Below are 20,779 nucleotides of genomic sequence, written 5' to 3'. Positions count from 1 at the left end.
TGGAAGAACTTCGCGGACGCGGCCACCGTGCCTCGGACCCGCGTGCAGACCTCTCGCTACCCGCGAGAGGTTTTTTCGTTTCCCGGCCCATCCCTGCCGGGAGCGGACTGCGCGCGATGATGGGGGCAGTGACGGCGGCCTTCCCCATTGGCGGGTTTCCGGAACCACTCATCCGACAGGAGTCAGATCAGCATGACGACGACACCAGAGGCGGCAACTGCGCTCGCCGGGGGCCTGGACGACAGCTTCCACGTCTTCGACACCACCCTGCGCGACGGCGCCCAGCGTGAGGGCATCAACCTCACGGTCGCCGACAAGCTGACGATCGCCCGCCATCTGGACGACTTCGGAGTGGGCTTCATCGAGGGCGGCTGGCCCGGCGCCAACCCCCGCGACACCGAGTTCTTCGCCCGCGCCCGCGCGGAGATCGACTTCAAGAACGCCAAGCTGGTCGCCTTCGGCGCCACCCGCCGGGCCGGCGGCTCGGCCGATCAGGACCCGCAGGTGCGGGCCCTGCTGGAGTCCGGCGCCCCCGTGATCACGCTCGTCGCCAAGTCCCACGACCGCCACGTCGAGCTCGCCCTGCGCACCACCCTGGACGAGAACCTGGAGATGGTCCGGGACACCGTCTCCCACCTGGTGGCCAAGGGCCGCCGGGTCTTCGTCGACTGCGAGCACTTCTTCGACGGCTACCGGGCCAACGCCGAGTACGCGAAGGCCGTCGTGCGCACCGCGCACGAGGCCGGCGCCGACGTCGTCATCCTCTGCGACACCAACGGGGGCATGCTGCCCGCCCAGGTCTCGGCGACCGTCGCCACCGTCCTCGCCGACACCGGCGCCCGCCTCGGCATCCACGCCCAGGACGACACCGGCTGCGCCGTCGCCAACACCCTGGCCGCCGTCGACGCCGGCGCCACCCACGTCCAGTGCACCGCGAACGGCTACGGCGAGCGCGTCGGCAACGCCAACCTGTTCCCCGTCGTCGCCGCGCTGGAGATCAAGTACGGGCGCAAGGTGCTGCCCGAGGGCGCGCTCGCCGAGATGACCCGGATCTCGCACGCCATCGCCGAGGTCGTCAACCTCACGCCCTCCACCCACCAGCCCTACGTCGGCGTCTCCGCCTTCGCGCACAAGGCGGGCCTGCACGCCTCGGCGATCAAGGTCGACCCGGACCTCTACCAGCACATCGACCCCGAGCGGGTCGGCAACACCATGCGGATGCTGGTCTCCGACATGGCCGGCCGCGCCTCCATCGAACTCAAGGGCAAGGAGCTCGGCGTCGAGCTCGGCGGGGACCGCGCGCTGATCTCCCGCGTCGTGGAGCGGGTCAAGGAGCGCGAGCTCCAGGGCTACACCTACGAGGCGGCCGACGCCTCCTTCGAGCTGCTGCTGCGGGCCGAGGCCGAGGGGCGGGCCCGCAAGTACTTCCGCATCGAGTCCTGGCGGGCGATCGTCGAGGACCGCCCGGACGGCACCCACGCCAACGAGGCCACGGTCAAGCTGTGGGCCAAGGGCGAGCGGATCGTCGCGACGGCCGAGGGCAACGGCCCGGTCAACGCGCTGGACCGGGCCCTGCGGGTGGCGCTGGAGCGGTTCTACCCGCAGCTCGCCAAGTTCGAGCTGGTCGACTACAAGGTCCGCATCCTGGAGGGCACGCACGGCACGGAGTCCACGACGCGCGTGCTCGTCGCCACGACGGACGGGGTCCGCGAGTGGTCGACGGTAGGCGTCGCCCCGAACGTGATCGCCGCCTCCTGGCAGGCCCTGGAGGACGCCTTCACCTACGGCCTCCTGCACGCGGGCGTCGAGCCGGCCGAGTAACCGCCGTCAGCACGCGTCCTCGGCGAGCCGGCGGAACGCCGTCCGGGACATGGCCCTGCCGTCCGCCCACACCTCGTCGGCCGCCAGGCCGTCGAGGTCCTCCGTGGCGAAGGCCAGCACGCCCGCGTACGCGTCGGAGCCCGGAGGCCGGAACCGCACGGTGTAGCGGAAGCCGGGCAGGAGCCGCCGCTCCCCGTCCCACCGCCGGACCGCCCAGGAGGCGGGCGGGGAGAAGAGCGGGAACGCGGCCGCGCCGGCGGAGGGGCGCGAGTCGGCCGCCATCCAGCTCTCCGACATCGGCCCGCCCGGCGCGGCCGGTCCGTCCGGCCCCGGGCCGGACGCGGTGCCGGCCCCCGGCGGGAAGACGCGCAGCTCCGCCGCTCCGACCCCGTCCTCGCCGCACGGGACCATCGTCACCTGCGGTGTTCCGTCCGCTCCGTGATGCACCGCGATCAGCGGCAGGTCGCCCGCCGCTCCGCAGCCCGTCAACACCACCGCACCCACCGTGGTCCAAGCCGTCACCAGCCGTGCGCGCCGCATCGCCCACCACCCCCTGCCGGAAGGGTAGGCGCGGAGCCCCCGCGTCCGGCAAGAGGTGCCCTTATGCCCTGCTCACACGGGAAAGTGCCGGTTCGGGTAGCGTCATGGATATGAGGACCAGGCTGATGTCCATACGTTTGGGATCGTTGCTGTCCGGTCTGCTGCTGGCTCTCGGTGCGACCGCCCTGGCGGCCGCACCGCAGGCATCTGCCGCCACCGGAGTCGCCGCCGTGGCCGAGGCCCTCAAGGAGGGTCCCGTCTACGTCGACCCGCGGGCCGAGGCGCAGCTGCCGAAGGCCGAGGCCGATGCGCTCGCGAAGAAGATCAAGGACGCCGGAAAGCCGGTCTTCGTCGCCGTGCTCCCGGCCACCGCCGACTTCCCGCAGGACAAGGTGCTCGCCGCGATCCGTGCGGAGACCGGCATCACCGGGCTCTACGCGATCCGGCTCGGCGACGGCTTCAACGCCGGCGCCGACCGGGCGGTCATGCCGACCAACGCCGTCCGCAACCTCACCGAGGCGGTCAAGACGGGCGCCCCGGCCGACGCGAGCACCCAGCTCAACAACTTCGTGGACCAGGCCCTGACCCAGACCAAGGGCAGCGCCCCCGGCTCCTGGGGCACCACAGGCGCCGACGACGGCGTCCCGGTCGGCGGGCTGGTCACCCTCGGCGCGGTGGCCGCGATCGGGGGCGGCGGCGCCTACGCGCTGGTCCGCCGGAACCGCAAGAAGAAGGAAGAGGCCCGGCGCGAGGCCGTCGAGCGGCTGAGCGTGGTCGTCGACGAGGACATCACGGCCTTCGGCGAGGAGCTGGAGCGCCTCGACTTCCACCCCGGCGAGCCCGGCGCCGACGACGCCATGCGCGAGGACTACGAGCGGGGGCTCGACTCGTACGAGAAGGCCAAGCAGATCATGGCCTCCGTCCGGTACCCGCAAGAGGTCACCGGGGTGACCCAGGCGCTGGAGGACGGCCGGTACGCCCTGGCCTGTCTGGACGCGCGCCGACAGGGCGAGCCGGTGCCGGAGCGCCGCGCTCCGTGCTTCTTCGACCCGCGCCACGGGCCGAGCACCGAGGACGCGGTGTGGTCCCCGGCCGCTGGGGCGGCGCGTACCGTGCCCGTCTGCACGGCGGACGCGGTGCGGCTGCGAGACGGAGTGGACCCGGCCGTGCGCACGGTCGACACCGAGCACGGACCGCGGCCGTACTACGACGCCGGCCCGGCGTACGGACCCTGGGCCGGCGGCTACTTCGGCGGCGGCATCCTGCCCGGCCTGCTCGTGGGCACGATGCTCGGTTCGATGATGTCGACCCCGGCCTACGCCGCGGACTACGGCGGCGGCACGGGGGGCGGCTATGACGGCGGGGACTACTCCGGGGCCGACTTCAACCCGTCCGACTTCGGCGGAGGGGACTTCGGCGGCGGAGGCGGGTTCGACGGCGGTGGATTCGACGGGGGCGGCTTCTAGACGGGGCCGCCCCCGGGTCGCCGTGCGGGCGGTCAGGCCTGCTTGATGGCGGAGATGTCGAAGGTCAGCTTCACCTTGTCGCTGACCACGACGCCGCCGGTCTCCAGCGCCGCGTTCCAGGTCAGGCCCCAGTCCGAGCGCAGGATGTCCGTGCTGCCCTCGAACCCGACGCGCTGGTTGCCGTACGGGTCGGTGGCGGAACCGTTGAACTCCAGGTCGATGGAGAGCGGCCGGGTGACGTCCTTGATGGTGAGGTCGCCGGTGATCCGGTAGGTGTCCCCGCCGAGGAACGCGGCCTCGGTGGAGCGGAAGGTCATCAGCGGGAAGGTCTCGGCGTCGAAGAAGTCGCCGCTGCGCAGGTGGCCGTCGCGGTCGGCGATGCCGGTGTCCACGGAGGCGATCTTGACGTCGATGGAGGCCGTGGAGCGGGAGGGGTCGGAACCGTCCAGGTGCAGGGTGCCCTCGTGGTCGGCGAAGGAGCCGCGGACGTTGGTCACCATCGCGTGGCGGACGGTGAAGCCGATGCTGCTGTGGGCCGGGTCGATGACGTAGTCGCCGGTGAGGGCGGCCAGCGCCGGGTCCACTTCCAGGGTGGCGACGGCGGCGGTGTTCTCCGGGGTGCGGCGGTTGAAGAGACCCATGACTTACTCCTCGGTAGTGATTCTGTGTGGGGGGCGCCGAAGCTGTTTAAGTTTCAACGACTTCGACACGAGAGACACTAGAACCATTCCGTTCAAATTTCAACCACTGGTCGGAGTGTCGGCGGATTCTGTGAAGGTCCTACAACCCGGGATGGCCCCATCTGGCGGAGTCCTTACTTCCACCGGTGGTTCTGTGCGGGCCGGACAGCGGAAGACTCCCGAGACTGTGCGGAATGAACGGAGGTTTTTCATCACGATCTTCGTAAGGTCGGTACATGACCGTTGTGGACCAGATCCCGAGCGAGCCGACGGACGCCCGTGGGCGCGTGGCCGAGCTGCACTCCCTGCGCGAGCAGGCGCGGCGTGGACCGAGTGACCGTGCGACCGAGGCCCAGCACGCGAAGGGCAAGCTGACGGCGCGCGAGCGCATCGCACTGCTCCTCGACGAGGGTTCCTTCAAGGAGGTCGAGCAGCTGCGCCGCCACCGCGCGACCGGCTTCGGCCTCGAGAACAAGAAGCCGTACACCGACGGTGTCATCACCGGCTGGGGCACGGTCGAGGGCCGCACGGTCTTCGTCTACGCGCACGACTTCCGGATCTTCGGCGGCGCCCTGGGCGAGGCCCACGCCACCAAGATCCACAAGATCATGGACATGGCCATCGCGGCCGGTGCCCCGCTGGTCTCCCTCAACGACGGCGCCGGCGCCCGTATCCAGGAGGGCGTCTCCGCCCTCGCCGGCTACGGCGGCATCTTCCAGCGCAACACCAAGGCCTCGGGTGTCATCCCGCAGATCTCGGTGATGCTCGGCCCGTGCGCCGGCGGAGCCGCGTACTCCCCGGCCCTCACGGACTTCGTCTTCATGGTCCGTGACACCTCGCAGATGTTCATCACCGGCCCGGACGTGGTCCGCGCGGTGACCGGCGAGGAGATCACCCAGAACGGCCTCGGCGGCGCCGACGTGCACGCCGAGACCTCGGGCGTCGCGCACTTCGCGTACGACGACGAGGAGACCTGCATCTCCGAGGTCCGCTACCTCATCTCGATGCTCCCCTCGAACAACCGCGAGAACCCGCCCGTCCACGAGACGAGCGACCCGGCGGACCGCCGCAGCGAGGTCCTCCTGGACCTGGTGCCCGCGGACGGCAACCGCCCGTACGACATGCACAAGGTCATCGAGGAGCTCGTCGACGACGGCGACGTCCTGGAGATCCACGAGCGCTGGGCCCGCAACATCATCTGCGCCCTGGCGCGCATGGACGGCCAGGTCGTCGGCATCGTCGCCAACCAGCCCGCCCACCTCGCCGGAGTCCTCGACATCGAGGCCTCCGAGAAGTCCGCGCGCTTCGTCCAGATGTGCGACGCCTTCAACATCCCGATCATCACGCTGCTGGACGTCCCCGGCTTCCTGCCGGGCGTCGACCAGGAGCACGGCGGCATCATCCGCCACGGCGCCAAGCTGCTGTACGCGTACTGCAACGCCACCGTCCCGCGGATCTCGCTGATCCTGCGCAAGGCCTACGGCGGCGCGTACATCGTCATGGACTCCCAGTCCATCGGCGCCGACATCACCTACGCCTGGCCCACCAACGAGATCGCCGTGATGGGCGCCGAGGGCGCGGCCAACGTCATCTTCCGCAAGCAGATCGCGGACGCCGAGGACCCCGAGGCCATGCGCACGCGCATGGTCAAGGAGTACAAGTCCGAGCTGATGCACCCGTACTACGCGGCCGAGCGCGGCCTCGTCGACGACGTCATCGACCCCGCCGAGACCCGCGAGGTGCTCGTCAGCGCCCTCTCGATGCTCCGCAACAAGCACGCCGATCTGCCGTCCCGCAAGCACGGCAACCCGCCGCAGTAACCGCGAAGGAGATCTGCCACCCCATGACCAACGCCTCTGACACCCTGCTCCGCGTCGAGAAGGGCAACGCCGCACCCGAGGAGCTGGCCGCGATCACCGCGATCCTGCTCGCCCGCGCCGCCGCCACTCCCGAGGAGACCGCGGTCCGCCTGCCGCGCCAGGCCGGCTGGCGCCGCCTGGAGCGCACCCCGGGCTTCCGCGCCCCGCACAGCTGGCAGGGCTGAGCCCCGGGCTCTCCCGAAAGCCGCCGAAGGCCCCGCACCCCGTCCAGGGTGCGGGGCCTTCCGCGTACCGGCGTACGTACGGCCCCGCGCGCCGCAGCACGCGCCGCGTCGGGCCCGCACACGGCAAAGGCCCCCGCGTCGTGGACACAGGGGCCTGTCGGACGCGGCCGGCTCCTACCGCAGGCGCGCCATGAGGGCGTGCTCGACGAGCGTGATGAGCGCGCTCTTGGCGTCCGCGCGGTGGCGGGCGTCCGTGGTGATGATGGGGGCGTCCGGGCCGATCTGCAGGGCCTCGCGGACTTCCTCCGGCGTGTAGGGCTGGTGCCCGTCGAAGCCGTTGAGGGCGATGACGAAGGGCAGGCCGCTGTTCTCGAAGTAGTCGACCGCGGGGAAGCAGTCGGCGAGACGGCGCGTGTCGACGAGCACGACGGCGCCGATGGCGCCGCGGACCAGGTCGTCCCACATGAACCAGAAGCGGTCCTGGCCGGGGGTGCCGAACAGGTACAGGATCAGGTCCTGGTCGAGCGTGATGCGGCCGAAGTCCATGGCGACCGTGGTGGTCGTCTTGTCACCGGTGTGGGTGAGGTCGTCGATGCCCGCGCTCGCGGACGTCATGACGGCTTCGGTGCGCAGCGGGTTGATCTCGGACACGGCTCCGACGAACGTGGTCTTGCCCACGCCGAAGCCGCCCGCCACCACGATCTTCGCGGAGGTGGTGGAGCGGGGAGCCGCTCCGCCGTTAGAGCTTGCGAAGTCCACTGAGCACCCTTTCGAGCAGTGTCACGTCTGGCTGGCCACCGGCAGACTCGTCGCCGCCGGGCTGGTGAATGGCGACAAGGCCCGCCTCCGCCAGGTCGGCTACGAGGATGCGGGCGACACCAAGAGGAATGGAGAGAAGTGCCGAGATCTCCGCGACGGATTTGATCTCCTGGCACAGGCGGCAGATGCGCTGGTGCTCGGGCAACTGCCCTTGCAGACGCGCGGGATCCGCCGTGGTACTGACCAGCGCCTCGATGGCGAGCTGGTAGCGCGGCCGAGTACGGCCGCCGGTCATCGCGTACGGGCGCACCAGCGGGTTGTGGGCCTTCGGGGCCGGCTGCCGCGCGGCGCGCGGAGGCGCCTGCGGGGGCATCTGGGGCTGCTGGGGCTGTCCGTACTGCTGGTAGTGGCTCTGCTCCGGCACGGGCCGGCTCGGTGCGGAGGGGAAGTTGAAGCGGTTCTGGTCGTGCCCACCCTGCGGCTGCTGCGCGCCGCCATAAGGATGTCCTCCGGGTGTTGTCACGTCTCCTCCTCCGACTCCAAGAACGCAGTACTCCCTGTGGAACCGCGCCACCGCACCCTACGGTGCGATGGCGCGAAACGCACTGCCTGTTTGCTAGTTGAGAAGGCTTCCCTGCAGTTCGGCGCGCAGGTCCGGGGTCAGGACACTGCCCGCACGATCCACCAGAAGAGCCATCTCGTAGCCCACGAGGCCGATGTCGCACTCCGGGTGCGCCAGCACCGCGAGGGACGATCCGTCCGAGACGGACATCAGGAACAGGAATCCCCGGTCCATCTCGACCACGGTCTGGTTGACGGCGCCACCCTCGAAGATGCGGGAGGCACCGGCGGTCAGCGAGGTCAGTCCGGAGGCCACGGCCGCCAGCTGATCGGCGCGGTCGCGCGGAAATCCGTCGGACATCGCCAGAAGAAGGCCGTCGGCGGAGACCACCACCGTGTGCGACACCCCGGGGGTGTTGTCCACGAAATTGGTGATCAACCAGTTCAGGTTCTGTGCCGCCTGGCTCATCGGGCTCACACTAACGCTCCTGGTCATAGCTGTTACTTGACTGCTCAGTACCCGCGCTGCGTCCCTGCTGGACACCTCGCCGCAGGTTGCTCAACCTGCCGCGGACGTCCTCCGGAGCGCGGGAGACCTGGGGGCCGCCCTGCGGGGTCGTCTCCGCTGCGCCCTCGACCAGGTTGGCCTTGGGCACGCGCCGAGGGAGACCGGACGGGGTGACCCCGCCCGCCTTCGGCTCACGGAGTTTGGCGGCCTGCTGCCAGCGCTCGTCGTTACCCGAGCGCCACGCCGTGCCACCGTCCTGCTCCTGCTCCGCCGCCGCGGCCTGCCGCTGACGCTGCGGCCGCTGCTCGAAGAGGGACCCGGAGGACTCCGCTTCCTGCTGCGCCGGCCCCCACTGCTGCTGGCTGCCGCGTCGCGGCAGGCCCGCTCCGGTCATTTCGTGACCGGTGTCGGCAGCGGCACCCGGACGGTCGAAGCCTACGCGCTCCGCGGCCGGTTCGGGGACGGCCTGGGATTCCGATTCAGTCCCGTAATCCTGCTGGTAGGCAGCCGGATACGTGTTCTGTTCGGGCCACTCGGCCTGCCCCGACTGGGCTTCGTAGCCTCCGTCGTAGCTCTGCGTGCTCGACTGCTGGTCCGGGTAGCCGTCTTCCGTATAGGCGTAGTCCTGCTGCGGGTACGCCTCGTACCCCTGCTGCGCGCCCTGTCCGTCGTACGCGGGTTCGTAACCCTGCTCGGACTGCTGCTCGTAGCCCTGGTACGGCTGGTACCCGTGCTCCGGCTGAGGTTCCGGATAGTCCTGGCCGCCCTGCTCGGCGTAGCCCTGCTGCTCCTGCGGGAAGCCGACCTGGGCCTCCAGCGCGGCACGCCGCTCCTCGCGGCCGAGCGAACGCCCGACCGGGTCGAGCCCGTGCCCCTCGCCGGCCTGCTCGTAGCGCGAGTCGTCGAAGCCGAGCTCCGCGGCCGTGCGCATCGGGGCGGCCAGCTGGGTCTTCTGCTCCGGAATGATCTGCGAGACCGTGAAGTCGTCGTCCGGGATGCCCTCGCCACCGCCACCGTGCGTGATGGCGTCGGGAAGCATGATCAGCGAGGTGGTGCCCGCAGCCTCGCCCGAGGGGCGCAGCTGGACGCGGATGCTGTGGCGGTCCGCCAGCCGGCCGACCACGAACAGACCCATGCGCTGCGAGATCGCGGCGTCCACGGTCGGCGGGTTGGCGAGCTTGTGGTTGATGTCCGCGAAGTCCTCGGCGGTGAGGCCGATGCCCTTGTCGTGGATCTCCACCATCACGCGGCCGTCGGGCAGACGCGTGGCGTTGACGCGGACCTTGGTCTGCGGGGAGGAGAACGTGGTGGCGTTCTCCAGCAGCTCGGCCAGCAGGTGCACGAGGTCGGTCACGGCCTGGCCGTGGATCTCGGCCTCGGAGACACCGGAGAGCTCGATGCGCTCGTACTGCTCCACCTCGGAGGAGGCGGCGCGGAGCACGTCCACGAGGGGCACCGGCTGGTCCCAGCGGCGGCCCGGCTCCTCACCCGCGAGGATGAGGAGGTTCTCGCCGTTGCGGCGCATACGGGTGGCCAGGTGGTCCAGGCGGAAGAGGTTCTCCAGCTGGTCCGGGTCGGCCTCGTTGTTCTCCAGGTCGGTGATGAGGGTCAGCTGGCCCTCGATCAGCGACTGGTTGCGCATGGAGAGGTTCGTGAAGATCGCGTTGACGTTCCCTCGCAGGAGCGCCTGCTCGGCGGCGAGCCGGACCGCTTCGCGGTGGACCTGGTCGAAGGCGCGGGCGACCTCGCCGATCTCGTCCTGGGAGTCGATCGGGATCGGGTGGACACGGGTGTCGACCTTGCCCGGATCGGTGCGCGAGAGCTGGTCGACGAGCGACGGCAGGCGCTGCTCGGCGATGTCGAAGGCGGCGGTGCGCAGGCGGCTCATCGCGCGGCCCATCTGGCGGGCCATCATGCCGGCCAGGATGAACGCGGCGAGCAGGGCCACGACCACGATGGCGCCGTTGGTGATGGCGTCGGCGCGGGCGTCGTCCGAGACCGCGACGGCGTCGTTGACGGCCTTCTCGAGGAGTTCCTTCTCGACCTCGTCGTAGCCGTCGAACTTGGACGTGGCGGCGAACTGCCACGCCGCCGGCGTGGTGCCGCCTTCGATGACCTTCTTCTTGGGATCGCCGCTGGCGATCGCCTCGGTCATGCCGGTGAGGATCGACTTGTTGATCGGCGAGACGGGCGGGGCCTTGAAGGGGGTGCCGGCCTGCTCGGCGGCGGCCTTCGCCTCGGCGAGCTTGGCGGCGCCCTCTTCGGACTTCTTCGCCATGACCGTCTTCAGCCTGGTCACGTCCTCCTCGGTACCCGCCGCGACGTACTCGCCGATGGCGATTTCCTCGAGGTAGGCGTAGGAGGAGAAGGCGACGAGCTGGGCCTTGCGGGTGTTCTCGTCGTTGCTCGGGCGCACCAGCAGGTGCGTGCCGACGGAGCGCTGGAGCGAGTTCGCCGCCTTGGCCAGCTGGATCGCGTAGACCATGCGGCCGTACGAGGTCACGTTGCCGGTGCCGAGACCGAGCTCGTTGGCGAACTGCATCAGGTAGTGCTGGACGGTGACGTAGCCCTCTTCGGTCGGGATGGGGCCGAACGAAGAAGGCGGGTTCTTCTTGGGGCTCTCGATCCCGGCCTGGTAGGCCGTCTGACGGACGTCCGTCAGCTTGGGCTCCTCCGTGCGGAAGAGCTCCAGGCGCCGTTCCATGCCCTGGTTCTCGGGCAGGTCCTGGACGGCCTTGTCGAACTTCTCCTTGGCCGCGGTGGTCGCCGCGTAGGCCTTGGTGACCTTGTCGTCCTTGGTCAGGCCGTTCAGGAGCGGCTCGGCGGTCAGGTCACGCTCGTTGAGCAGTGCCTGGCTGTATTCCGAGGCGGCCTGGACGACCCGGGCTATCTGCTCGGCGTCCTTGGCCTCGTTCCACGTGTCGACGGAGCCCTTCACCTGGAACCCGCCCATGACCAGGCCCACGAGGGCCGGCACGAGCAGGATGGCGTTCAGGCGGGTCGGCACGCGCCAGTTGCGGGGAGAGAACCTGCTGGTGCTCCCGCTCTTCACAGGCGGTTCCACGGGCACGTCGGCGGGCGACGTGGCCGCTCGCGGCGGCGGGGTGAAGTTGCCGCGCGCGGGTTCATCCGCGGGGCTTGCGTTGCTTCGCCTCACTCGACCAACAACCTCTCGGCGGTGCTACTAGCTAGTTCGTTGAATTCCAGCACGGTTGACGGCCCTGTTCCAAACAGTTGAAATCCGTGAGTCCTGGAGACTTATGCCTCACATAAACCGGACATAAAGAGCGTCCTGCGGCAAAAGCCGGGGTGGTTGTGAGCGCAGCGGCACCGACCGAACGCATCCGGTTGCCAACTGGCTTCAATTCTCTGTCGAAACGTTATGAACGACAGGGGCGGGCCGTGTCATACGACACAGCCCGCCCCTCCCGTGCGGCAGTTGGAGCCGCCCTGCTACTTGAGCCGCGCCATGAGGGCGTGCTCGACGAGCGTGATGAGCGCGCTCTTGGCGTCCGCGCGGTGGCGGGCGTCCGTGGTGATGATGGGGGCGCCGGGGCCGATCTGCAGGGCCTCGCGCACCTCCTCCGGCGTGTACGGCTGGTGTCCCTCGAAGCCGTTGAGCGCCACGACGAAGGGCAGGCCGCTGTTCTCGAAGTAGTCGACCGCGGGGAAGCAGTCGGCGAGACGGCGCGTGTCGACGAGCACGATCGCACCGATCGCGCCGCGGACCAGGTCGTCCCACATGAACCAGAAGCGGTCCTGGCCCGGCGTACCGAAGAGGTACAGGATCAGGTCCTGGTCCAGCGTGATGCGGCCGAAGTCCATGGCGACCGTGGTGGTCGTCTTGTCACCGGTGTGCGTGAGGTCGTCGATGCCGGCGGAGGCGCTGGTCATGACGGCTTCGGTGCGCAGCGGGTTGATCTCGGACACGGCTCCGACGAACGTGGTCTTGCCCACGCCGAAGCCGCCCGCCACCACGATCTTCGCGGAGGTGGTGGAGCGGGGAGCCGCTCCGCTAGATGTTCCGAAGGCCACTGAGCACCCTTTCGAGCAGTGTTACATCCGGCGTGCCGCCGGCCTCTCCATTGCCCGGCTGGTGGATGGCCACCATGCCGGCCTCGGCCAGGTCGGCGACGAGGATGCGTGCCACACCGAGCGGCATGGACAGCAGCGCGGAGACCTCGGCGACCGACTTGACCTCGCGGCACAGGGTGCAGATGCGCTGGTGCTCCGGGAGCAGGCCGGACAGGTGCATCGGATCGGCGGTGGTGCTGACCAGCGCCTCGATGGCGAGCTGGTAGCGGGGCCGGGTCCGGCCGCCGGTCATCGCATAGGGGCGGACCAGCGGCTGATCGCCTTCCGAGTACGAATCTCCGTACGCATCGGGGTAGGCGGGGGGCGGGGTCATGGATCCTCCGGGCTGGACAGCAGTGGTCAGCGTGCCGTCTGACGGGGCGGCCGGTGGGGGGAACGGTATGACGGCCTGGCGGTGGTACTGGATTCCGGGGCGTGGGCCCCGGTCTCCCGGCCGGTAGTACCGTCCGGCCGGGAGAGGGGAAGTCAGCCGAGCAGGCTTCCCTGCAGTTCGGCGCGCAGGTCCGGGGTGAGGACACTGCCCGCGCGATCCACCAGAAGAGCCATCTCATAGCCCACGAGGCCGATGTCGCACTCCGGGTGCGCCAGTACGGCCAGCGAGGATCCGTCGGACACGGACATGAGGAAGAGGAATCCCCGGTCCATCTCGACCACGGTCTGGTTGACGGCGCCACCCTCGAAGATGCGGGAGGCACCGGCGGTCAGCGAGGTCAGTCCGGAGGCCACGGCCGCCAGCTGATCGGCGCGGTCGCGGGGGAATCCGTCGGACATCGCCAGAAGGAGGCCGTCGGCGGAGACCACCACCGTGTGGGACACCCCGGGGGTGTTGTCCACGAAGTTGGTGATCAACCAGTTCAGGTTCTGTGCCGCCTGGCTCATCGAACTCAACTATCGCTCCTGCTGGTAAGTGGGGTCGATGTGGTAACTGCCGGTCGTCTGGCTGTTGTTGCCAGCCTGACGGCCCTGCTGGATACCGCGTCGGAGGTTGGTCAGACGGCCGCGGACGTCGTCCGGCGCCCGCGAGACCTGCGGACCCGCCTGTGCGTCGGCCTGCTGCTGCGCGGTGCCGGCCACGAGGTTCGCCCGCGGGACCCGGCGGGGCAGCCCCGACGTCGTGATGCCGCCGGCGGCGGGCTGGCGCACGCGCTCGGCCTGCCGCATCAGCTCGTCGTTCGGCGAGGACTTCCAGCTGACGGTCGGCATGCTGCCGGTCGCCGTCTGGGCGGGCTCGGCCGCGTGCTCCTGGCCGCGCTGCGGCAGCTGGTGCTGCTGCGGGGCCGACGGAGCGGACTGCTGCGGCTGCTGGGGTACGGCCGGGGCCTGCGCGGGGGGCTGCTGCCCCTCCTCGCGGAACCAGTTCGACTCCAGCGTGTCGAAGATCGGGCTGCGGGCGTCGCCGGAGCTCTGGGCCGGCGGCAGCGCCTCGGGCCGGTGGGCCTGCGGCAGCCGCGGAGCCTCGGGCCGCGCGGGCGGTACGGGTGCGTACTCGCCGCCCGGCTGCGGAGCCTGCGGCTGCATGTGCTGCGGCTGGGGCTGCTGCGGGGCCTGCGGCTGGCGGGCGAACCCGCCGACCCCGGGGCCGCCCGGCCGCTGGGGCTGGTAGCCCGGGCGCTCGAACTGGCCGGTGCTGGACGGGTCGATGGGGCCCCGTACGTCCGGACGTTCGAACTGGCCGGTGGTGCTGCCCGCGCCGTCGCCCTGGGGCATCGGCGCGTTGAAGTCGGGGCGCGCGAACTCGGCCGTCGAGCCGGGGCCCGAGAGCTCGTCGTGGCCGCGGGCCTGGTCGGAGCCCCAGCTGGTGGTCTGCGGGCCGGCCAGCTCCGGACGGGCTGCGGCGCCGCCGCGCGGCGGCAGCTGCGGCCGCTGACCGCCCGGGGCCGGAGCCGCAGGACCGGTCGGCTGCTGCTGAGCCTGCTGGGGCTGGGGCTGCTGCGGCTGAGGCCGCTCGAAGCCGTTGCCCTGCTGGAAGCCCAAGGCACCGGGGGAGGCCGGACGCGACTGCGCGCCACCGCCGAAGCCGACACTGGGGACCGGACCGCGCGTCGGCAGCGGGCCGCCGGCGGCGAAGCCGCCCTGGCCCTGTCCCGCGGTGGTCTGACCCTGCTGCGGACGGGGACCGGGAGCACCCGGACCGCCCTGCTGCGGGGACCGGCCGCCCTGCGGACGCTGCTGACCGGCGCCGCCGTCGCGACCCGGCAGGGCGGCGCGCTGGCCACCCCCGCCGACCTGGCCGCGCTGCGGGCCCGCGCCCACGGTGGGACGTCCGGCCGGACCGGGCACGGAGGCCTGGGCACCGGGGCCGCCCTGGGCGCCGCCCGGGCCGCCCTGACCCGGCGTCGGGCCCGGCTTCTTGCCGCCCTGGGCGACGTCCACCGGGAGCATGACGAGGGCCGTCGTACCACCCGAGTCGGAGGGGCGCAGCTGGATGCGGATGCCGTGTCGCAGGGACAGGCGGCCGACCACGAACAGACCCATGCGTCGGGAGACGGAGACGTCCACGGTGGGCGGCGACGCGAGTCGCTCGTTGATCGCGGCGAGGTCCTCCGGGGAGAGACCGATACCGGTGTCGTGGATCTCGACGAGCACGCGGCCGTCGGGCAGCGCGTGACCGGTGACCTTGACCTTGGTCTGCGGGGAGGAGAACGAGGTGGCGTTCTCCAGCAGCTCCGCGAGCACGTGCACGAGGTCGTTGACGACGCGGCCGGCGACGTCGGTGCCGGGCACCGAGGCCAGCTCGACGCGCTCGTACTGTTCCACCTCGGACGCGGCGGCGCGGAGCACGTCGACGAGCGGGACGGGGCGGGTCCACCGGCGGCCCGGCTCCTCGCCCGCGAGGACGAGGAGGTTTTCGCCGTTACGGCGCATGCGGGTCGCGAGGTGGTCGAGCTTGAAGAGGGAGGAGAGCTGGTCCGGGTCGGCCTCGCGCGACTCCAGTTCGGAGATGAGCGAGAGCTGACGCTGGATGAGGCCCTGCGAGCGGCGCGAGAGGTTGGTGAACATCGCGTTGACGTTGCCTCGCAGGAGGGCCTGCTCGGCGGCGAGGCGGACGGCCTCGCGGTGCACGTCGTCGAATGCCGCGGCCACCTGGCCGATCTCGTCCCGGGTGTGCACACCGACCGACTCCACGGACGTGTCCACGTCCTGCGGGTCGGACTCGGAGAGCTGCTTGACGAGCTCGGGCAGGCGGTCCTGGGCGACCCGGGTCGCGGTGTCCTGGAGGCGGCGCAGCGAGCGGATCATCGAGCGGGCCATGACGAAGGCGCCGACGAGGGAGACACCGAGGACGAGGAGGATCAGCGCACCGTTGATGATGGCGTCCTGCTGGGCCTCGTTCTTCAGCTCACGGGCCTTCTGCTCCATCTCCTCGAGCAGGGTCAGCTCGATGACCTTCATCGCCTGGAGCTTGGTGCCGTCCGCGTCGTACCAGTCCAGCCAGGACCGGTTCTTCTCGCGGAGGAAGGCGTCCTGGCTGGCCAGCACGCGACGTGCGTAGTGGTCGGCGCTGGAGATCTCGGAGTTGCTGTCGCCCAGACCGGCGAGGAGTTCCTCGGTGCGGCCCTGGTAGACGAGCTCGAAGGTCGTCTTCGACTGCTGCTCGCCCTTCTGGGCGGAGAGGGCGTAGAGACGGTCGTTCTCCTGCAGCTTGCCCTGCTTGTCCGAGGTCTCGGGCAGCGAGGCGGCGATGATCGCGCGCTGGATGGAGGCGTACTCCTTGGCGGCGGAGAACGCGGCCAGGGCACGCGTACGCTTGATCATCTCCGGGTTGGAGGTGGCCTGCGCCATGTCCTGGGAGAGCGAGAGCAGAGACACGATCATCGCGTTGTACTCGCTGACGGTCTGCTGGGCGCCGTTGGCGTACGCCTTGGTGCGGATCGTCTCGATGTTCGTGAGCTGACGACCGATCTGCAGCACGTTGTTGCGGATCGACTTGAGGGTGTCGTCCTTCTCGCCCGTGCTGTCGACCTTGTCGGTCGCGGCGGCGAAGGCCTTGGCGGCGGTGTCGGTCTGCGCGCGGGCGCCGTCGACACTGCTGTTGCTCTTGCCCCCGGAGAGCGAGAGCGGACCTGCGGAGAGGTCGCGCTCCTCCTGGAGCATGGCGGCCAGGTTGGTGGCCTGTCGCGTCATCGTCGTCAGCAGCTGCATGTGCTCGAGCTGCGCGATGTCGTTGAGCGAGTCGTTGATTCGGAAGCCACCGAGCGTGGTGGCGGCGACGACCGGCAGGGTCAGCAGCGACACGAGTCGCGTGCTGATGCGCCAGTTCTGCATGGCGAGGCGAGAGCCGGGCCCACTGGGGGCCTTCGGTATCGCCACGTCCTGCTCGGTCGACCCGGCCTTGTCCTTGGACTTGGCCTTCACGGACTTCACACGGCCCTTGGCCTTCACCGCTGCGGATGCGTCGGGGCGTGCGCCCTCGACAGCCGGCCCGCGGTTCTGGGCGTGCTGGGGCGAGGAGCCACGGTCGGTCCCGCCGCGCGGCTCCTGCTCCGCCGCAGCGCTGCCATCCCTCTTGAATCGTCCCTGCACTAGCGTCGCAACCTCTGGACCAGGCGTCCCGCCGGGCGACCGGCGGAACGGTGTCGAGTCGTGGGGCACTTTCGGCCCCATGGTGGTCGTCGGTGACCGGCGCGTCTCCCTTTCCTTCCGCCGCTCGGCGCGGTGTCGCGCCACCTGCGCGCCGGACTGAATCCCGCGGCGGTCCCGCGAATTCCAGCACAGTGGCGGATCTCCAACAAGGTGCGCGTGTTCCCCCGGAGAGTCGGTCACGGCACGTGACAGATGCACTACGCGATGTGCGACCGCATTCGGTTGAAATCGGACTTACGCCATCCAAACAACATGGCTGGCAAGGTGTCCCAGTCGCGATGATCAGGAGCGGAATGGCGCATTCAGTGGCGCAATGTCCGTTTCGACGGATCTCGTTGGCTGTCCGTTATGGAAGTAATGTCTGGTCACGGGTGAGCAAACTCACATAGCCGTGGCCATTACTTCCCGGTTCGGCGGGGGATTCAGATGTTTAGCCTTGCCCCTTAAAGGGTTGGCGCAAGGGTTGGTGTGCGCGCCGGCCGACATCCACAGACCGAACCGAGGACCCCGAACTCCGATGAAGACGACGACGATGTTCCGCAACATAGCCAACCCCCGCCGCACCACCCTCGCGCACCTCAAGGACGCCGAGGAGCTGCAGGCGGCCCCGGCCACCCCGGAGCACGCCGTCGAGCTGCCGACGCAGACCGCCAACCCCCGGCGCACGGTCCTCATGGACGCGCCGGTCGCCGCCGCCGCGCAGTAAGCCGCCCCGCACGGAACGTGAAGCGCCGCCGCCCGCCGCGTTAGCCTGGGGACCGCAGACTCCAGCCAGCGGAAATACAGAGGGGCAGACGCAACACGTGCGCATCGCCAGGTTCTCGATCGACGGCAATGTCGCGTTCGGCGCGGTCGAGGGCGACGCCGCCCCCGGCAACGAAGCGTCGCTCGTGCTCGACATCATCAAGGGCATCCCGTTCGCGGACTTCGAGCTCTCGGGCACCAAGGTCCCGCTGAGCAAGGTCCGGCTCCTGCCGCCCGTGCTCCCGAACAAGGTCGTGGCCATCGGCCGCAACTACGCGGAGCACGCGGCGGAGCTCGGCAACGAGGTCCCGGACGCCCCCATCACCTTCTTCAAGCCGTCCACCTCGGTGGTCGGCCCGGGTGACCCGATCACCTACCCCTCCTTCTCCCAGGACCTCCACCACGAGGCGGAGCTCGCCGTGGTCATCGGCCGCATGTGCCGAGAGGTCCCCAGGGAGCGCGTCAAGGACGTCATCCTCGGCTACACCTGCGCCAACGACGTCACGGCGCGCGACGTCCAGCAACGGGAGAAGCAGTGGGCCCGGGCCAAGGGCTTCGACAGCTCCTGCCCCCTCGGCCCCTGGATCGAGACCGACCTGGACCCGGGCGACCTGACCATCCAGTGCACGGTCAACGGCCAGCAGCGCCAGCTGGGCCGCACCAGTGACATGGTCCGCTCCATCGAGGACCTGGTCGTCCACATCACCGAGGCCATGACGCTGCTCCCCGGCGACGTCATCCTCACGGGGACCCCGGCCGGAGTCGGCCCCCTCAACGTCGGCGACGAGGTCGCCGTCACCATCGAAGGCATCGGCACTCTCACCAACAAGGTGATCAAGCGTGGCTAACGGACCCGTCCGCGTACGTTTCTGTCCCTCCCCGACCGGCAACCCCCACGTGGGCCTGGTGCGGACCGCCCTCTTCAACTGGGCGTTCGCCCGCCACCACGGCGGCACGTTCGTGTTCCGCATCGAGGACACCGACGCGGCCCGCGACTCCGAGGAGTCCTACGACCAGCTGCTCGACTCGCTGCGCTGGCTCGGCTTCACCTGGGACGAGGGCCCCGAGGTCGGCGGCCCGCACGCCCCGTACCGCCAGTCCGAGCGCATGGACATCTACAAGGACGTCGCCCAGAAGCTGCTGGACGGCGGCTACGCCTACCACTGCTACTGCAGCACCGAGGAGCTCGACGCGCGCCGCGCCGCCGCCCGCGCGGCCGGCAAGCCCTCCGGCTACGACGGCCACTGCCGCGAGCTCACCACCGTGCAGATCGAGGCGTACCAGGGCGAGCACCGCCCCGCGATCGTCCGCTTCCGGATGCCCGACGAGCCCATCACCTTCACCGACCTGGTGCGCGGCGAGCTGACCTTCACCCCGGACAACGTGCCGGACTTCGGCATCGTCCGGGCCAACGGGGCCCCGCTCTACACCCTGGTCAACCCGGTGGACGACGCGCTGATGGAGATTACGCACGTCCTGCGCGGCGAGGACCTCCTCTCGTCGACCCCGCGCCAGATCGCCCTGTACAAGGCGCTGATCGAGCTGGGCGTCGCCAAGGGCACCCCCGCCTTCGGCCACCTGCCGTACGTGATGGGCGAGGGCAACAAGAAGCTCTCCAAGCGCGACCCCGAGGCCTCGCTCAACCTGTACCGCGAGCGCGGCTTCCTGCCCGAGGGCCTGCTGAACTACCTCTCGCTCCTCGGCTGGTCCTTCTCCAAGGACCAGGACGTCTTCTCGATCGAGGAGATGGTCCAGAAGTTCGACATCGACGGCGTGAACGCCAACCCGGCGCGCTTCGACCTGAAGAAGGCCGAGTCGATCAACGGCGACCACATCCGCCTGCTCGACCCGAAGGTCTTCGCGGACCGCTGCGCCCCGTGGCTGCAGGCCCCGCACGCCAACTGGGCGCCGGAGGACTTCGACACCGAGGCCTGGGAGCGCATCGCGCCGTACGCCCAGACGCGCGTGGGCGTCCTGTCGGAGATCACCGCCAACGTCGACTTCCTGTTCCGCAAGGAGCCCGTCGAGGACCAGGCCTCGTGGGACAAGGCGATGAAGGGCGAGCCGGCGGCCCTGCTGACCACCGCCCGCGAGAAGCTCGCCGACGCCGACTGGTCGGACCCGGAGTCCCTCAAGCAGGCCGTCCTGACCGCCGGCGAGGCCCACGGCCTCAAGCTCGGCAAGGCCCAGGCCCCCGTCCGCGTGGCCGTCACCGGCCGCACGGTCGGCCTGCCGCTCTTCGAGTCCCTGGAGATCCTGGGCAAGGAGCGCTCGCTGGCCCGCATCGACGCGGCCCTGGCCAAGCTGGCCGGCTGATCCGCAGCACCACCCGTACGTCCCGCAGGGGGCGGCGGCCCGGACCCCCGGGCCGCCGCCCCCTGCGGCGTTGCCGGCGGTGCCCCATGGGCTCCGGCGGAACCGATCACCCCGCGCATTCCCGGAGGCTCCGCCGTGCCGATGACCCCGCCCGACTACGCCTGGCACTTCACCGCGGGTTCCGCCTTCGCCCACGACAACGGGACGACGGGGACGCTCGCCCCGGTCGTCATCGGGGACGCGACCCTGCCCACGGGCCGGATCGTCGCCTGCGACCCCTTCGTCCTCCTCGGGTCGGGCGACGCGGAGCCGTTCGCGGTGACGAGAGCCAGGACCCGGCCGTCCTGGGCGAGGACGAGTTCTACGGGTACGGCGTGGACGCGGGCACCGGCTGTTTCTACGACGCCGCCGCCGACGGCTCGTTCCCCGGTACCGGGGAGGAGGAAGGCGCGGTGTGGGCCGCCATGGAGACGGTCGGCGACGGCCCTGCGGTCTTCCTGGCCGGGGGAGAGGCCGGTCCCACCCTCGCGGGATTCACCTCCGGGTGGGGCGACGGCTGCTACCCGACCTGGATCGGCCGCGACGCCGAGGGCCGGGTCACCTGCTTCGTGACGGACTTCTTCGTCGTGCCCCCGCAGGAGGGCGCTTCGGCATAGGCTCG

Annotated in this window: 18 protein-coding genes; 8 read left to right on the top strand and 10 right to left on the bottom strand. The window is 70.4% G+C overall.

Translation table 11 applies throughout. The annotated features are described in order from the left end of the window. The first annotated feature begins 192 nt into the window (after nt 1–192). Nucleotides 193–1,821 carry a citramalate synthase gene (gene cimA, locus OHA91_RS12045; protein WP_266497258.1) on the top strand — a complete coding sequence of 543 codons (1,629 nt, stop codon included), beginning with the start codon at nt 193–195 and terminating at the stop codon, nt 1,819–1,821. A gap of 6 nt (nt 1,822–1,827) precedes the next feature. Here cimA and OHA91_RS12040 read toward each other — a convergent pair whose 3' ends face one another. Continuing rightward, nucleotides 1,828–2,361, bottom strand: coding sequence for a hypothetical protein (locus OHA91_RS12040; RefSeq protein ID WP_063835522.1), 534 nt, complete (start codon nt 2,359–2,361; stop codon nt 1,828–1,830). A 110-nt stretch (nt 2,362–2,471) separates the two neighbouring features. On the opposite strand from OHA91_RS12040, the gene OHA91_RS12035 reads away from it, so the two are divergent. Continuing rightward, nucleotides 2,472–3,827, top strand: coding sequence for a hypothetical protein (locus OHA91_RS12035; protein WP_031148610.1), 1,356 nt, complete (start codon nt 2,472–2,474; stop codon nt 3,825–3,827). A 32-nt stretch (nt 3,828–3,859) separates the two neighbouring features. Here the strand turns inward: OHA91_RS12035 and OHA91_RS12030 are convergent, their stop codons facing one another. Next, nucleotides 3,860–4,468: a YceI family protein gene (locus tag OHA91_RS12030; RefSeq protein ID WP_031148611.1), complete on the bottom strand. Its 609-nt coding sequence runs from the start codon at nt 4,466–4,468 to the stop codon at nt 3,860–3,862. Between the two features lie 275 nt (nt 4,469–4,743). Here OHA91_RS12030 and OHA91_RS12025 point away from each other — a divergent pair, with 275 nt between their 5' ends. After that, nucleotides 4,744–6,327 carry an acyl-CoA carboxylase subunit beta gene (locus tag OHA91_RS12025; protein WP_031148613.1) on the top strand — a complete coding sequence of 528 codons (1,584 nt, stop codon included), beginning with the start codon at nt 4,744–4,746 and terminating at the stop codon, nt 6,325–6,327. Between the two features lie 23 nt (nt 6,328–6,350). Beyond that, a complete protein-coding gene (locus OHA91_RS12020) occupies nt 6,351–6,551 on the top strand; it encodes an acyl-CoA carboxylase subunit epsilon (RefSeq protein WP_031148615.1) in 201 nt (66 codons plus the stop codon). 174 nt (nt 6,552–6,725) lie between these two features. On the opposite strand, the gene OHA91_RS12015 is transcribed toward OHA91_RS12020, so the two are convergent. The 8 genes from OHA91_RS12015 to OHA91_RS11980 all read right to left on the bottom strand — a co-directional run bounded on the left by OHA91_RS12015 (nt 6,726) and on the right by OHA91_RS11980 (nt 16,998). Further along, on the bottom strand, nt 6,726–7,310 hold the full coding sequence (locus OHA91_RS12015; RefSeq protein WP_007266770.1) for a GTP-binding protein: 585 nt from the start codon (nt 7,308–7,310) through the stop codon (nt 6,726–6,728). Further along, on the bottom strand, nt 7,291–7,833 hold the full coding sequence (locus OHA91_RS12010) for a DUF742 domain-containing protein (RefSeq protein ID WP_266497250.1): 543 nt from the start codon (nt 7,831–7,833) through the stop codon (nt 7,291–7,293). Before OHA91_RS12010 ends, OHA91_RS12015 begins: the two co-directional genes overlap by 20 nt. Nucleotides 7,834–7,926: 93 nt before the next feature. After that, nucleotides 7,927–8,340, bottom strand: coding sequence for a roadblock/LC7 domain-containing protein (locus OHA91_RS12005; RefSeq protein WP_030037347.1), 414 nt, complete (start codon nt 8,338–8,340; stop codon nt 7,927–7,929). A gap of 10 nt (nt 8,341–8,350) precedes the next feature. After that, on the bottom strand, nt 8,351–11,536 hold the full coding sequence (locus OHA91_RS12000) for a sensor histidine kinase (RefSeq protein ID WP_031148621.1): 3,186 nt from the start codon (nt 11,534–11,536) through the stop codon (nt 8,351–8,353). Between the two features lie 296 nt (nt 11,537–11,832). After that, the gene (locus OHA91_RS11995; RefSeq protein WP_046776286.1) at nt 11,833–12,414 is read right to left on the bottom strand and encodes a GTP-binding protein; all 582 of its coding nucleotides are present in this window, start codon (nt 12,412–12,414) and stop codon (nt 11,833–11,835) included. Beyond that, nucleotides 12,395–12,787, bottom strand: coding sequence for a DUF742 domain-containing protein (locus OHA91_RS11990; RefSeq protein ID WP_030037344.1), 393 nt, complete (start codon nt 12,785–12,787; stop codon nt 12,395–12,397). The genes OHA91_RS11995 and OHA91_RS11990 overlap by 20 nt, the downstream gene beginning before the upstream one ends. 152 nt (nt 12,788–12,939) lie before the next feature. Further along, nucleotides 12,940–13,353 carry a roadblock/LC7 domain-containing protein gene (locus tag OHA91_RS11985; protein ID WP_030846990.1) on the bottom strand — a complete coding sequence of 138 codons (414 nt, stop codon included), beginning with the start codon at nt 13,351–13,353 and terminating at the stop codon, nt 12,940–12,942. A gap of 9 nt (nt 13,354–13,362) precedes the next feature. Beyond that, nucleotides 13,363–16,998, bottom strand: coding sequence for a sensor histidine kinase (locus OHA91_RS11980; protein ID WP_328739220.1), 3,636 nt, complete (start codon nt 16,996–16,998; stop codon nt 13,363–13,365). 577 nt (nt 16,999–17,575) lie between these two features. Here OHA91_RS11980 and OHA91_RS11975 point away from each other — a divergent pair. The 4 genes from OHA91_RS11975 (at nt 17,576) to OHA91_RS11960 (ending at nt 20,774) form a co-directional block, all read left to right on the top strand. Then, nucleotides 17,576–17,764 carry a hypothetical protein gene (locus OHA91_RS11975; RefSeq protein WP_030029864.1) on the top strand — a complete coding sequence of 63 codons (189 nt, stop codon included), beginning with the start codon at nt 17,576–17,578 and terminating at the stop codon, nt 17,762–17,764. A gap of 97 nt (nt 17,765–17,861) precedes the next feature. Next, complete coding sequence (locus tag OHA91_RS11970; protein WP_030958498.1) at nt 17,862–18,650, top strand: fumarylacetoacetate hydrolase family protein; 789 nt, start codon at nt 17,862–17,864, stop codon at nt 18,648–18,650. Beyond that, the gene (gene gltX, locus OHA91_RS11965) at nt 18,643–20,118 is read left to right on the top strand and encodes a glutamate--tRNA ligase (RefSeq protein ID WP_051893013.1); all 1,476 of its coding nucleotides are present in this window, start codon (nt 18,643–18,645) and stop codon (nt 20,116–20,118) included. The genes OHA91_RS11970 and gltX overlap by 8 nt, the downstream gene beginning before the upstream one ends. A gap of 374 nt (nt 20,119–20,492) precedes the next feature. Continuing rightward, nucleotides 20,493–20,774 (top strand): DUF4241 domain-containing protein, encoded by a 282-nt coding sequence (locus OHA91_RS11960; RefSeq protein WP_328739219.1) that lies wholly within the window; start codon nt 20,493–20,495, stop codon nt 20,772–20,774. Nucleotides 20,775–20,779: the final 5 nt, after the last annotated feature.

The organism is Streptomyces erythrochromogenes, assembly GCF_036170895.1.
Classification (GTDB): domain Bacteria; phylum Actinomycetota; class Actinomycetes; order Streptomycetales; family Streptomycetaceae; genus Streptomyces; species Streptomyces erythrochromogenes.
Note: the sequence above shows the minus strand (reverse complement) of the source record. Positions and strands in the feature narration are given on the sequence as shown.

Bases quoted from the DNA above. Each gene is read 5' to 3' on its own strand.
- OHA91_RS12040 (WP_063835522.1), bottom strand. From the start codon at position 2,361: ATGCGGCGCGCACGGCTGGTGACGGCTTGGACCACGGTGGGTGCGGTG.
- OHA91_RS11990 (WP_030037344.1), bottom strand. From the start codon at position 12,787: ATGACCCCGCCCCCCGCCTACCCCGATGCGTACGGAGATTCGTACTCG.
- OHA91_RS11975 (WP_030029864.1), top strand. From the start codon at position 17,576: ATGAAGACGACGACGATGTTCCGCAACATAGCCAACCCCCGCCGCACC.
- OHA91_RS12020 (WP_031148615.1), top strand. From the start codon at position 6,351: ATGACCAACGCCTCTGACACCCTGCTCCGCGTCGAGAAGGGCAACGCC.
- OHA91_RS12025 (WP_031148613.1), top strand. From the start codon at position 4,744: ATGACCGTTGTGGACCAGATCCCGAGCGAGCCGACGGACGCCCGTGGG.
- OHA91_RS12035 (WP_031148610.1), top strand. From the start codon at position 2,472: ATGAGGACCAGGCTGATGTCCATACGTTTGGGATCGTTGCTGTCCGGT.
- OHA91_RS11985 (WP_030846990.1), bottom strand. From the start codon at position 13,353: ATGAGCCAGGCGGCACAGAACCTGAACTGGTTGATCACCAACTTCGTG.
- OHA91_RS12005 (WP_030037347.1), bottom strand. From the start codon at position 8,340: ATGAGCCAGGCGGCACAGAACCTGAACTGGTTGATCACCAATTTCGTG.
- OHA91_RS12030 (WP_031148611.1), bottom strand. From the start codon at position 4,468: ATGGGTCTCTTCAACCGCCGCACCCCGGAGAACACCGCCGCCGTCGCC.
- cimA (WP_266497258.1), top strand. From the start codon at position 193: ATGACGACGACACCAGAGGCGGCAACTGCGCTCGCCGGGGGCCTGGAC.